The organism is Bradyrhizobium sp. CCBAU 65884 (assembly GCF_028128835.1).
Lineage (GTDB): Bacteria > Pseudomonadota > Alphaproteobacteria > Rhizobiales > Xanthobacteraceae > Bradyrhizobium > Bradyrhizobium ottawaense.
In genome coordinates this window covers 12,266-25,554 of record NZ_LBJU01000113.1, presented here as the reverse complement: position 1 = coordinate 25,554, position 13,289 = coordinate 12,266, and the positions used below count along the sequence as shown (strand labels likewise).

The following is a 13,289-nucleotide window of genomic DNA, read 5'->3' as shown; positions in this document are numbered from 1 at the left end:
GCTATTCTGGCGCGCGCCCCCGGGCTACGCAAGCAGGAGTGGCCGTCATGACCAGTGCTTCGGACACGTCACATCACCCAAGTCTCGGCTCCGGCATCGCGGCGCTGCATGCCAAATGGGGCTGGATCGTCGCGCTCGGCGTCGTCTATCTCATCGCCGGCTTCATTGCGCTCGGCAGCATGGTGATGGCGACGGTGGCGAGCGTGATCGTGGTCGGCGCCATGATGATCGTCGCGGGCGTCACCGAGATCATCGGCGCGTTCCAGATGAAGAGCTGGGGCAAGTTCCTGATCTGGGCCTTGCTCGGCGTGCTCTACGTGATCGCGGGCTTCCTGACCTTCGAGAATCCGCTGTTCGCGGCGGTCCTGCTGACGTTGTTTCTCGGCGCCTCGCTGATCGCCTCGGGCGCCGTCAGGCTGTTTCTCGCCTTCAGCATGAAGCGCGAGAGCCCGTGGGTCTGGGTGGCGCTGTCGGCCGTCATCACGCTGCTGCTCGGCCTGCTGATCGTCGCGCGCTGGCCGGTGAACAGCGTCTATATCCTCGGCCTGTTCCTCGGCATCGATCTGATCATGGCGGGAGCGGGCTGGATCAGCCTGGGCTTCAGCTTGAAGCGGCGCGGCTAAGCCATCAGCAACTCGACGCAAGACCATCTTGCGGAACTCCGCTGATCTGACGCGCTGACAAAAAGCAGCACGCCGCGCGGCCGCCTCGCGCGGAGATCACCGGGGAGAAACCATGAAAGCCGCCTTGGCCCTGGCCGCAGCGCTCGCTGCCGCCTGCCTGTCCACATCCGTCTCCGCGCAAAAATCCTACGGTCCGGGCGTCAGCGACACCGAGATCAAGATCGGCAACACCATGCCCTATAGCGGGCCGGCCTCGCCGCTCAGCATCACGGGCAAGGTGATCGCGGCCTATTTCGACGAGGTCAACGAGAAGGGCGGGGTTGGCGGCCGCAAGCTCAATTTGATCTCGCTGGACGACGCGTTCTCGCCGCCCAAGACCATGGAGGCGGCGCGGCGGCTCGTCGAAGGCGACGGCGTCGCCTTCATCTTCGCGACCATGGGCACGGCGCCGAGCTCGGCGATCGCAAAATATCTCAACAGCAACAAGGTGCCGCAGCTGTTTCTGATCAGCTCGGCCTCGAAATGGAACGATCCGGCCAACATGCCGTGGTCGATGGCGCTGCCCTGGGCGCCGAACTACACCAGCGAGGCTGCGATCGACGTCGCCTATGCGCGTGCCAAGAACCCGAACGCGCGCTTCGCCGTGCTCTACCAGAACGACGATGCCGGCAAGGAATATCTTCGCGGCGTCAAGGAGGCGCTCGGCGCCGACGCCGACAAGGCGATCGCGATGGCCTCGAGCTTCGAGGTCGCGGACCCCACCGTCGATTCCCAGGTGCTGACGCTGGCGAACACCAAGGCCGACGTCTTCATGATCTATTCGGTGACGCCGCGCGCCTGCGCGCAGGCGATCAGGAAAGCCCACGAGGTCGGCTGGCAGCCGACGCGCTTCCTCGCTAGCGGCTGCGCCAACAAGGCGACCGTGATGGTCCCTGCGGGCCTCGAGGCCGGCAAAGGCGTGCTCTCGCTCGGCGCGCTCAAGCCGTTCGTCGAGACGCCGAAGGACGATCCGGCGATGACGGCCTATATCGACTTCATGAAGAAGCGCCTGCCCAATGCCGACGTCAACAACGTCGCCGGCCTCTACGGCTACACCGTCGCCGAGGCATTGGTGGTGCTGCTGAAGCAGTGCAAGGACAATCTGACGCGCGAGAACATCATGGCGCAGGCGGCGAACCTGAAGAGCGTGCCGCTGTCGCTGCTGATGCCCGGCATCACGCTCAATACCACGCCGCAGGATTTCCGCCCGATCAAGGACGGCTACATGCTGCAGTTCGACGGCAACGACTGGGTGGTGGCGAGTGAGCTGTTGCGCGGGACCTGACGGGCAGCCGCAGAGACGGTGCACCCTCTCCCCTTGTGGGAGAGGGTGGATTCGCGAAGCGAAGCCGGGTGAGGGGTCTATCTCCGCGCACTCCTCTAACAATGGCATTCGCTGAAACAACCCCTCATCCGGCGCTTCGCGCCACCTTCTCCCACAAGGGGAGAAGGGAAGAGGAGAACCCAATGGACTTTCAACACTCCGCCCGTTCGCTGGAGCTCCAGGAGCGCGTCCGGCAGTTCATGCGGACACATGTCGAGCCGGTCGAGGAGCTCTATTACGAGCAGGTGAAGCCGGAGGCCGCGCGCTACAGGACGCCGGCCGTCCTGCAGGACCTGAAGCGGCTGGCGCGGGAGCAGGGGCTCTGGAATCTGTTCCTGTCGGGCGAGCACGGACCGGGTCTGACCAATCTCGAATATGCGCCGGTGAAGGAGATCATGGGCCGCATCCTCTGGGCACCCGAGGTCTTCAACTGCTCGGCGCCCGATGTCGGTAACATGGAGGTGCTCGCGAACTACGGCACCAGGGCGCAGCAGGAGCGCTGGCTGAAGCCGCTGCTGGAGGGCCGCATCCGCTCCGGCTTCTCGATGACCGAGCCGCAGGTCGCCTCCAGCGATGCCACCAATATCCAGTGCGCCATCACGCGCGACGGGGACGACTACGTCATCAACGGCCGGAAGTGGTTCACCTCAGGCGCGATGAACGAGGATTGCGAGATCCTGATCGTGATGGGCAAGACCGCGCCCGACGATCCCGACCGTCACCGCCAGCAATCCATGATCCTGGTGCCCAGAAACACGCCGGGCGTGCGCATCGTCCGCGACATGCTCACCTATGGTTATGACGACGCCCCGGTCGGCCACCCCGAGATCGTCTACGAGAACGTCCGCGTGCCCGCGGAAAACATGCTGCTCGGCGAGGGCCGCGGCTTCGAGATCGCGCAGGGGCGGCTCGGGCCCGGCCGCATCCACCATTGCATGCGGCTGATCGGCTGCGCCCAGCGTGCGCTCGAATTGATGTGCCAGCGCGCCGTCTCCCGCGTGGCCTTCGGCAGGCCGCTCGCCGAGCAAGGCTCGGTGCGCGAGGACATCGCAAACTCGTTCTGCGAGATCGCGCAGGCGCGGCTCCTGACGCTGCAAGCCGCCGACAGGATGGACCGCGAAGGCAACAAGGCCGCGCGCGGCCTGATCGCGGCGGCCAAGATCGTGGTGCCCAGCATGGCCGCCCGTGTCATCGACCGCGCCATCCAGATCCACGGCGCCGCCGGCGTCTCGCAGGACACGTTCCTGGCGCGTGCTTATGTCTACGCCCGCTTCATCCGCATCGGCGACGGACCGGACCAGGTGCATCTGGCTGCTGTCGGCAAGGAGCTGATCAAGCGCGGCGGGGTGATGGGATAGGCAGACAGTTTCTCCGGGACTGGCCCAATGCGCGGAAGTATCTGGTCATAGGTAGCATGGTATGCTTGGATGACGGGATCACTTCAATGCGTGCATTGCCGACGTTGTTGCGCTCGGCACAAGAGCGAGCAGGTCAACAATGTGCAATTTCGTCCCGAGCCGCCGGACGTCCGGCGCGCGATCCATCGCGGCAATCTTCGCCTCGATTTTGATGATCCTGATCATCTGCAGCGGCCCATCCGCGCTTGCCGCAGTGGAGCCCTTTCCCGCGGATTTCAAAATCCAGCGCATCTCGGTCAACGGCGTCACCCTGCATGTCCGCGTTGGCGGACAGGGACCGGCGGTCGTGCTCCTGCACGGCTTCGGCGACACCGGAGACATGTGGGCGCCGCTCGCCAAGGCACTCTACAAGGACCACACCGTGATCGTTCCGGACCTGCGCGGTATGGGGCTTTCGTCGCAACCCGCAGCCGGTTACGACAAGAAGAACCAGGGCGTCGACATCGCCATGGTCATGGACAAGCTCAACGTCCAGAAAGCCGATCTGGTGACGCACGACATCGGCAACATGGTGGGCTATGCGCTCGCGGCGCAATATCCCGACCGCATCACCAAATGGGTCGTCATCGACGCGCCGCTGCCCGGCATCGGGCCCTGGGACGAAATCCTGAAAAGCCCCATGCTGTGGCATTTCAACTTCCGCGGCCCTGACGTCGACCGCCTGGTCAAGGGCCGCGAGCGCATCTATCTCGACCGGTTCTACAATGAGCTGTCGGCCGACCCCAAGGCAATCGACGAAGCGACCCGCAACCATTATGCGAAACTCTACGCCCGGCCAGGCAACATGCATTACGCCTTCGAGCAGTTCGCAGCGTTCGGGAAAGACGCCAAGGACAACAAGGTTTTTGCCGGCACCAAGTTGAACATGCCGATCCTCGCCCTTGGCGCTGAAAAGTCCTTTGGCGATCAGCAGGCCGCGATCATGCGCGAAGTCGGCACCAAGGTTGACGGCGGCATCGTCACCGGCTCCGGACATTGGATCATGGAAGAGCAGCCGGCGCAGACCGTGAGCAAGGTGCGGGCTTTCCTCGACGGGAAATGACGGCGATCTGATTGGCTCTCGGTCATACCAGTCGAATCGTTGAGCGACGCGGCAGCGGCGCCAGCGCGCCGCGCATGAAGCCGCCGAGGCAAACTAGCGGCGCCTTCCTCGCGCTTCGTGATGGCGGAGCGCGTCGACGATCACCTTGAATGCGGCCGAGTTCTGCCGCGAGGTCGGATAATAGATATAGTAGCCGTCGAATTTCGGCGACCAGTCGTCGAGCACGATGACGAGTTCGCCGGACCGGACCTGCCGTGTCACCATGTCCTCGGGGACATAGGCGATGCCGAAACCCTTGACGGCGGCGTCGATCATCGCCCGGGAATCGTTGAAGGTCAGTTGTCCCTCGACGCGCACCCGGAGGTCGGGACCGTTCCTGGCGAACTCCCACACGTAATGGCCGCCGGCGGCCGCGCGCCGCTTGATGCAGACGTGCTTCAGCAGGTCTTGCGGATGTCTTGGTTTCGGATGCTCCTCCAGATAGACAGGCGAGGCGACCGCGACGAGCCGCCAGTCCGGACCGATGCGCACCGCGATCATGTCCTTCTCGACGCTCTCGCCGAGGCGGATGCCCGCATCGAAGCCGTCTTCGACGATGTTGCGGAAGGCCGTGTCGAGGCTGAACTCGACCTTGAGGTCGGGGTATTTCTTCAGGACGGGCGACAGCTTCGGCCAGACGACCGTGTCCAGCGCATGGTCCGAGAGCGTGATCCGGATCGTGCCCGACGGCTTGTCACGCAGCGACATCAGCGCGGCGATATCGCGCTCGATCTCTTCGATGCGGGGCGCAACTGATTTTTGAAGGCGCTCGCCCGCCTCGGTCAGGCCGACGCTTCGGGTCGTGCGCGTGAGCAGCCGCAGCCCCATCTGCGATTCCAGGCGCTTGATCGTATGGCTGAGCGTCGATTGCACCACGCCCAGTTTCGCTGCGGCCTTCGTGAAGCTGCGCTCGCGGGCGACGGCCACGAAAGCCAGCAAATCGTTGAAATCCTGGCTTGCCATGGCCGCCACTATTCATGGCCCATATCGATGAATGCAAGCAAATTATATCGACTAATCGGCCGCCGGCTTCCGGCCTCGATCTGGCAACCGCAAAAGCTTTCGCGGAATCGCGTTGATCGACATGTCGAGCCGCTGAGCGCGTCAGTTCGCGCGCCGAAGCGGTTTGAACGCGGCGCGTAGCTCCGCGGAGAAAAGCTCAGGCTGCTCCCAGGCCGCAAAATGACCGCCTTTGTCGACCTCATGGAAGTAGGTCAGGTTGCGATAGGCGCGCCGGGCCCAGGTCTCCGGGGCTTGATAGCTCTCGCCGGGAAAGACGGTGATGGCCACGGGAAGCGAGATCTCCGCGGTCTTCTCGGGGGCGGCGAGAGCGGGACTGCGCCCGCTGTATTCCCAGTAAAGTCGCGCCGACGAAACCGCGCTGTTCGTCAGCCAGTAGAGCGTGATGTCGTCCAGCACCTCGTCGCGGGACTTCTCGGGGTCGGTGCCATCGTAATTCCAATGCGAGAACCCTGGATGACCGAGCATCCAGGCCGCCAGCCCCGCGGGAGAATCCGTCAAGCCGTAGCCGACCGTCTGCGGCCTCGTTCCCATCATCACCGCATACGACCGGTTGCCCATCCTGGCAGCCGCGCTGAATGCTTCGAACGCGGTGCGTTCCTTCTCGGACAGTCCCGCCGGGGCAGGCCCGCCGGCGGCGAGGATCGCGGCGATGTCGGGCGGGACGATCGCCGGCAAGTTGATGTGAATGCCGAGCAAGCCTGCCGGCGCCAGCCGCGCCATCGCGCTGGAGACGGGCGAACCCCAATCGCCGCCCTGGGCGACGTAATGGGTGTAACCCAGCCGCTTCATGAGGTCTGCCCAGATGCGCGCGGTGTGCTCGGGGCCCCAGCCGGTATCGCGCGGCTTGCCGGAGAATCCGTAGCCGGGCATCGAGGGGATCACCACGTCGAACGCGTCCTCAGGCCGTCCGCCATGGGCCGTTGGATCCGTGAGCGGATCGATCACCTTGAGCTGCTCGAACACCGATCCCGGCCAGCCATGGGTGATCACGACAGGGAGCGCATTGGGATGTCTGGAGCGGACATGGATGAAATGAATGTCGATCCCGTCGATCGTCGTGACGAATTGCGGAAGCGCGTTCATCTTTGCTTCGATCTTCCGCCAGTCGTAGCCCGTGCCCCAATAGTGCACGAGCGACTGGAGCTTCGCCAGCGGGATGCCCTGCGACTGATCGGAAACGGTCTCGCGGTCGGGCCAGCGTGTCGCCAGCACACGACGGCGGAGCTCGACGAGATCCTGCTCGGGAATGTCGATACGGAACGGGCGAATGACGCTCTCGTCGGCCGCCAGCGCGCCGTGAACGGAAAACACGCTCGCGGAGATCGCCGCTGCAATTCCAATCGCAGCGGTGCCGAGAAGCGCGCGTCGATCTCTGTCGATGATGATTGCGGATTTGGATGACGAATTGGATGGCAAATTGGATGACATGGGCATCGGAGTGCCTCCTGGCTTCAGGCGAGGCGCCCTGCGGGGCAGGACACTCCTTCGTCTGGCTCTGCAACATGGCGTGGAGGCCGGCCGATAGCTCGTTAGGCGTTGTTAGATGCTGTGAGCCGTCGCCGGCGTGGCGAAGGGCACAAGCTCAGCATCGCTGTCCATTTCCGCTTGGGAACGACTTCGAAAAATCAGCAGTCATCGTGCAGGCCGCGCCAGGCCATTGATAGTGCTGACCCCGTCTACTGTGCATGGGGTTGTTTTCGCACTTTTGTCTGGAGCAGGCTCGCCGCGGCCCCTGCAGCGGCGGACGCGCCAATCATCCGGCCTTGATCATCCCGCTCTGGCGATGCGGCCGTCCGCCGATCCCGCGCGCAAATTCTGGAAGAACTTCTCCACCTCGCGCGACAGCGTGTCCGCGGTCTCGGTCAGGCTGCCCGCCGCCGTCAACACCGAGGATGCGGCGGTATCGGTCTCGCCGATGGCGTCGCGCAGCGAGGTGATGTTGGCGACCAGCGTCTCGTTGCCCTGCGCCGCGCTTTGCGCGTTGGACGAGATCTCGCGCGTGGCGGCGTCCTGCTGGCCGATGGCGCCGGCGATCGCGGAGGTGACCTCGTTGATCTCGCGCACCGCGCCGCCGATCTCGCGCACGGCATCGACCGCGTTGCGGGTCGAGGCCTGGATCATCGAGACGTTCTCGCTGATCTCCGCGGTGGCCTTGGCGGTCTGGCCCGCGAGCGTCTTCACTTCATGAGCGACCACGGCAAAGCCGCGGCCGGCGTCGCCGGCGCGCGCGGCCTCGATGGTCGCGTTCAGCGCCAGCAGATTGGTCTGCTCGGCGATGGCCTGGATCAGATTGAGCACGCCGTCGATGCGTTGCGTCGCCGCGGCGAGGCTCTCGATCTCGGAGATCGACTTCTCGGTGCGCTGGCCGGTCTGCTCGACCGCGCCGGCGCTCTGCCGCACCTGGCGGCCGATCTCGACGACCGAGGCCGACAGCTCCTCGGCCGCGCCGGCCACCGCCGTGACGTTGTGCGAGGCCTGCTCGGTGGCATTGGCCGCCGTGCCGGCGCGGCTAGAGGCATCCGCGGTGACGCGCGTGATGGTCTGCGCGGTCTCGCGCATGACCGAGGCGTTGTCGCTGAGGCCGCGCATGATCGCGCCGATCGCCCCGCGAAACTCCTCGACGGACTGTTCGATGTGGCGCGCGCGCTCCTCGCGCGCGGCGGAGCCCTGCGAGACCTGCGAGGCGAGGTTGCGGTTGCGGCCCATGGCCTCCTGGAAGACCTGGATCGCGCGCGCCAGCGCGCCGATCTCGTCGGCGCGGTCGGAGTGCGGCACCACGACATCCTCGGTGCCGTCGGCGACCTGCTTGATGGTCGCGGTGATCGCGGCGAGCGGCCGGGCGACCGAGCGGGCGATGATGACGATGCCGATCACGACCAGGGCCAGCGCCACGCCGCCGAGGCAGGTCAGGACGAAGGAGAGGATGCGATTGGTCTCCGTCTCGCGCGCGATCTGTTTGGCGCGCTCGGCATAGACCTTGGACAGCGCCTCGAGATCCTTGTTCAGCGCCGAGCGCACGGTGCGGTTGGCATCGTTGTCGCCCCATTCGCGGCCCGCGGCCGCATTGATCTCGACGCCGCGGCGCACCAACTCCTTGCGGAACTCGACGAACTGCTCGATGCGCTTCTTGAAGGTGGCGAACTGCTCGGCATCGTCGGCTTTGACGATGGTCTCCCAGCGCTTCACGACGTCGAGGATCTGGGCGTTGAACTTGAGCAGGCCCTCGCCGTATTTCTTCACCACGGCGGGCTCGGTCGACATGTAGACGCCGCGCGATTCCATCACGACCGCATAGACCAGCGAGTTGACGCGCTCGACGTTCAGAGCTGCGGCGTTCGCCGTCTCGATCGCGCTGGTCAGGTCGGCGCCGCGGCGGCTGTTGTAGTCGGACAGCATCGCGATCGCAGCCGTCAGCAGCGCGAACAGCGCGAAGATCGCATAGAGCTTGGTGGCAAGCGTGAAACGGCCAGCCAGCTTGGCGGCATTCCCAGATCGGTCTGATGTCATGGTGTTCAGGGGCCCGGAATGGCCTGAAGCGGCCGGTGAGCGGGGTGGTTCGAATTTGATGCAAAACTATGCAGAACGAAGATGGATGCGGCGTTAACACGGCCGTTGGCTGCCTCCGTCCTTGGTCGTAGGAAAGGCAAGTTATTTCAGCGTCTTGATCCGAAGGTAGAGTTTCAGGATAGTCTTAGGTCGGCCACCGGCCGACGCACCCCGGAGAGACCCTTGGTCTACCGCCATACCATCGACGCCACGACCCACACCTTCCCGGACCTGCGCGACCTCCTTGCCAGGGCGACGCCGCCGCGCTCCGGCGACCGGCTGGCCGGGATCACCGCCGACACCGCCGAGCAGATGATCGCGGCGCGGATGGCGCTCGCCGACGTCCCGCTCGGCCAATTCCTGCAGGAAGCCGTGATTCCCTACGAGGCCGACGAGGTCACCCGCCTCGTCATCGACAGCCATGACGCGAAGGCCTTCGCGCCGGTGGCGTCGCTGACGGTTGGTGCCTTCCGCGACTGGCTGCTGTCGGATGCCGCAACGCCCGAAATCCTGCGCAAGCTGGCGGGCGGCATCACCCCGGAGATGGCAGCCGCAGTGTCGAAGCTGATGCGCAATCAGGATCTGATCCTGGCGGCGCGGAAATGCGAGGTCACCACCGCCTTCCGCAACACCATCGGCCTGAAGGGGCGGATGAGCACGCGGCTGCAGCCCAACCATCCCTTCGACGATGCCAGGGGTATCACCGCCTCGATCCTCGACGGCATTCTGCTGGGTGCCGGCGATGCCTGCATCGGCATCAATCCCGCGAGCGACGATCCGGCCGTCATCGCGCAATTGCTGCGACTGCTCGACGAGATCATCACGCGGCTGAAGATCCCGACGCAAGCTTGCGTGCTGACCCATGTCACGACGACGCTGGCGCTGATCGGGCAGGGCGTGCCGGTCGACCTTGTCTTCCAGTCGGTCGCCGGCACCGAGGCCGCCAATCGCAGTTTCGGCATCGACCTTGCGCTTCTGAAGGAGGCGCAGCAGGCCGGGTTGTCGCAGGGGCGCGGCACGGTCGGGCAGAACGTGATGTATTTCGAGACCGGCCAGGGCTCGGCGCTGTCGGCGGGCGCCCACCACGGCGTCGACCAGCAGACCTGCGAGGCGCGCGCCTATGCGGTCGCCCGCGCCTTTGCCCCGCTGCTGGTCAACAGCGTGGTCGGCTTCATCGGCCCGGAATATCTCTATGATGGCAAGGAAATCATCCGCGCCGGGCTGGAGGATCATTTCTGCGGCAAATTGCTCGGCCTGCCGCTCGGGATCGACATCTGCTACACCAATCACGCCGAGGCGGACCAGGACGACATGGACAATCTGCTGACGCTGCTCGCAGCCGCCGGCGTCACCTTCATCATGGGTGTCCCCGGCGCCGACGACGTCATGTTGAACTACCAGTCGACGTCTTTTCACGACGCGCTCTATGTCCGGGACGTCTTCGGTCTGCGCCGCGCGCCGGAATTCGACGACTGGCTGGTGCAGGCAGGGATTACTGGCGCCGATTTCCGTCTTGCCGGCGATGCAGGCCTGCTGCCCGATTTTGCCTCGCGGCTGATCGCCTGAGGCTGGAAGCTCCCTAAGGCCTTCAGGAAACCATTGGTCCCTCTCCGAATTATGCTTGTGCCACAATATTGAGAAATTCCGGCGACGGCATTACGCTATGTGTCTGGCTGGCTATTTCCGCAACCAGATCGAGCGTGGCGGGGGAGCTTTGATGCGAGCTGAAAGTAACGGAACGTCGCGGCGGATTCTCTGTGTGTTTCCGCGCTACACCTCGTCGTTCGGGACGTTCGAGCATTCCTATCCCCTGACCGATGGTGTCCGTGCCTTCATGCCGCCGCAGGGGCTGCTGCTGATCTCGGCCTATCTGCCGCAGGATTGGCAGGTCAAATTCGTCGACGAGAACCTGCGTCGCACGACCAGGGAGGAGTTCGAGTGGGCCGAGGTGGTCTTCGTCAGCGGCATGCACATCCAGCGCCAGCAGATGAACGACATCTGCCGCCGCGCTCATGAATTCGATCTGCCGGTCGCGCTCGGCGGTCCCTCCGTCAGCGCCTGTCCCGACTATTATCCGTCCTTCGACTATCTCCATGTCGGCGAGCTCGGCGATGCCACCAACCAGCTGATCGAGATCCTGTCGCGCGACAGCACGCGTCCTGAGGAACAGGTGGTGCTCACCACCAAGGACCGCGTGCCGATGACGGAGTTTCCGATCCCGGCCTACGAGCTTGCCGACGTGAAGAAATACATGCTCGGCAGCATCCAGTATTCCAGCGGCTGTCCCTATCAGTGCGAGTTCTGCGACATCCCCGGCCTCTACGGCCGCAATCCACGCCTCAAAGCGCCGGAGCAGATCATCGCCGAGCTCGACCGCCTGCGCGAATGCGGCATGACGGACACGGTCTATTTCGTCGACGACAATTTCATCGGCAACCGCAAGGCGGCGCTGGATCTGCTGCCGCATCTGATCGAATGGCAGAAGCGGACCGGCTACGTGGTGCGGCTCGCCTGCGAGGCGACGCTCAACATCGCCAAGCGGCCCGAGATCCTCGAGAAGATGCGCGAGGCCTATTTCATCACCATCTTCTGCGGAATCGAGACGCCCGATCCCGACGCGCTGAAGGCGATGCAGAAGGACCACAACATGATGGTCCCGATCCTGGAGGGCGTGCGCACCATCAACTCCTACGGCATGGAGGTCGTCTCCGGCATCATCATGGGACTCGACACCGACAAGCCGAATACGTCTGAGGCGCTGCTCGGCTTCGTCGAGGAGTCCCGGATTCCGCTGCTCACGATCAACCTGCTTCAGGCGCTGCCGAAGACGCCGCTGTGGGACCGGCTGGAGCGCGAGGGGCGCCTGGTCGAAGACGACGGCCGCGATTCCAACGTCGACTTCCTGCTGCCCTATGACGACGTCGTCGCGTCCTGGAAGCACGCGATGGCGGTCGCATATGCGCCCGAGAAGGTCTACGCGCGCTTCCAGTATCAATGCGACCACGTTTATGTTCACCGCCTCAAGGTGCCGACCCCGGACGAGATGAAGACCTGGGCCAACATCAGGCGTGGCCTCGTCATGCTGCGCAACATCTTCTGGAAGGTCGGCGTGCTCGGTGACTACAAGCGCGTGTTCTGGAAGTTCGCGCTGGGGCGCCTCAAGCGCGGCGATGTCGAAGGTCTGATCGGATGCACCCTGATCGCGCACCACCTCATCACCTTTGCGCGCGCGGCCTCCAGCGGCAGGCAGAACGCCTCGAACTACTCGATCCGGCTGCGCGAGGCCGCCGTTCCCGCCGAATGATGCGACATGTCTGATCCGGCCCTGCCGCGCCGTCCGACCCTCGATCTGCGGGCGTTCACGCCCGCGCGCGTGGCGCTCGGGCGCAGCGGCGCTAGCGTGCCGACCAAGGCGCTGCTCGATTTCACGCTCGATCATGCCCGCGCCCGCGATGCCGTGCATGCCGCCTTCGATGCGCCGCGTTTGCTCGCCGATCTCGGCGCGCTGGGGCTTGCCGTCACCGAGGTGAGGAGCCAGGCGGTCGACCGCAGGGACTATCTGCGGCGGCCGGATCTGGGACGACGGCTCGCCCCCGGCTCGGCCGAGGTCTTGGCGCGAGCGGCTTCGGCGCCGTGCCGGCTTGCGCTCGTGATCGGCGACGGCCTGTCCGCGGCGGCAGTCCACGCCCATGCGGCGGCGCTGGTGAGGCACCTGCTGCCCCTGCTCGCCGAAGGGGATGACGTCGCGGTCGGCCATGTCGTCGTCGCGTCAGGCGCGCGCGTCGCGCTCGGCGACGAGATCGGCGCCATTCTCGGTGCGCGCATGGCCTTGATGCTGATCGGCGAGCGGCCGGGCCTGTCGGCGCCCGATAGCCTCGGCGCTTATCTGACCTTTGCGCCGAAGCCCGGCCGCACCGACGCCGAGCGAAATTGCGTGTCCAATATCCATCACGCCGGGTTGAGCTACGACGAGGCCGCCTTCAAGATCGCCTGGCTGGTCCGCGAGGGGCTGGCCCGGCAGGTCAGCGGCGTGGCGCTGAAGGACGAGAGCGCGGACCGCGCGCCGCGTCGAATTGGCACGGCATTGCCCGAATGACGGGCATCCCCGGCCCAGATCGCCACTTCTTGATCGATTCGGCCACACTTCGCCTGCTTGCGAAAAGACCGGTTCACCTGCTAAACCCCTCGCGGCGATTTTCCGCGCATTTTCAAAGGGCAAGCCTCCCATTGGTATG

10 protein-coding genes are annotated in these 13,289 nt (G+C 65.0%); 7 read left to right on the top strand and 3 right to left on the bottom strand.

Annotated features, from left to right (window positions below; all coding sequences use genetic code 11):
* The first annotated feature begins 47 nt into the window (after positions 1-47).
* From XI03_RS15905 to XI03_RS15890, 4 genes are all read left to right on the top strand, one after another.
* Positions 48-623 (top strand): HdeD family acid-resistance protein, encoded by a 576-nt coding sequence (locus XI03_RS15905; protein WP_026201537.1) that lies wholly within the window; start codon positions 48-50, stop codon positions 621-623.
* A gap of 112 nt (positions 624-735) precedes the next feature.
* Positions 736-1,947 carry an ABC transporter substrate-binding protein gene (locus XI03_RS15900; protein WP_152103287.1) on the top strand — a complete coding sequence of 404 codons (1,212 nt, stop codon included), beginning with the start codon at positions 736-738 and terminating at the stop codon, positions 1,945-1,947.
* 182 nt (positions 1,948-2,129) lie between these two features.
* On the top strand, positions 2,130-3,344 hold the full coding sequence (locus XI03_RS15895) for an acyl-CoA dehydrogenase family protein (RefSeq protein ID WP_271592626.1): 1,215 nt from the start codon (positions 2,130-2,132) through the stop codon (positions 3,342-3,344).
* A gap of 139 nt (positions 3,345-3,483) precedes the next feature.
* A complete protein-coding gene (locus XI03_RS15890; protein WP_271592625.1) occupies positions 3,484-4,446 on the top strand; it encodes an alpha/beta fold hydrolase in 963 nt (320 codons plus the stop codon).
* A gap of 93 nt (positions 4,447-4,539) precedes the next feature.
* Here the strand turns inward: XI03_RS15890 and XI03_RS15885 are convergent, their stop codons facing one another.
* The 3 genes from XI03_RS15885 to XI03_RS15875 form a co-directional block, all read right to left on the bottom strand.
* Complete coding sequence (locus XI03_RS15885; RefSeq protein ID WP_271592624.1) at positions 4,540-5,448, bottom strand: LysR family transcriptional regulator; 909 nt, start codon at positions 5,446-5,448, stop codon at positions 4,540-4,542.
* Between the two features lie 141 nt (positions 5,449-5,589).
* The gene (locus XI03_RS15880; RefSeq protein ID WP_271592623.1) at positions 5,590-6,942 is read right to left on the bottom strand and encodes an epoxide hydrolase family protein; all 1,353 of its coding nucleotides are present in this window, start codon (positions 6,940-6,942) and stop codon (positions 5,590-5,592) included.
* A gap of 333 nt (positions 6,943-7,275) precedes the next feature.
* Positions 7,276-9,015, bottom strand: a complete 1,740-nt coding sequence (locus XI03_RS15875; protein ID WP_271592622.1) for a methyl-accepting chemotaxis protein — start codon at positions 9,013-9,015, stop codon at positions 7,276-7,278.
* Positions 9,016-9,237: 222 nt separating this feature from the next.
* On the opposite strand from XI03_RS15875, the gene XI03_RS15870 reads away from it, so the two are divergent.
* From XI03_RS15870 to eutC, 3 genes are all read left to right on the top strand, one after another.
* Entirely contained in the window at positions 9,238-10,620 is a 1,383-nt protein-coding gene (locus XI03_RS15870) for an ethanolamine ammonia-lyase subunit EutB (protein ID WP_038947785.1), read from the top strand.
* Positions 10,621-10,771: 151 nt separating this feature from the next.
* On the top strand, positions 10,772-12,358 hold the full coding sequence (locus tag XI03_RS15865) for a B12-binding domain-containing radical SAM protein (RefSeq protein ID WP_271592621.1): 1,587 nt from the start codon (positions 10,772-10,774) through the stop codon (positions 12,356-12,358).
* Positions 12,359-12,364: 6 nt separating this feature from the next.
* On the top strand, positions 12,365-13,150 hold the full coding sequence (gene eutC / locus XI03_RS15860; protein WP_271592620.1) for an ethanolamine ammonia-lyase subunit EutC: 786 nt from the start codon (positions 12,365-12,367) through the stop codon (positions 13,148-13,150).
* The last annotated feature ends 139 nt before the right edge of the window (positions 13,151-13,289 follow it).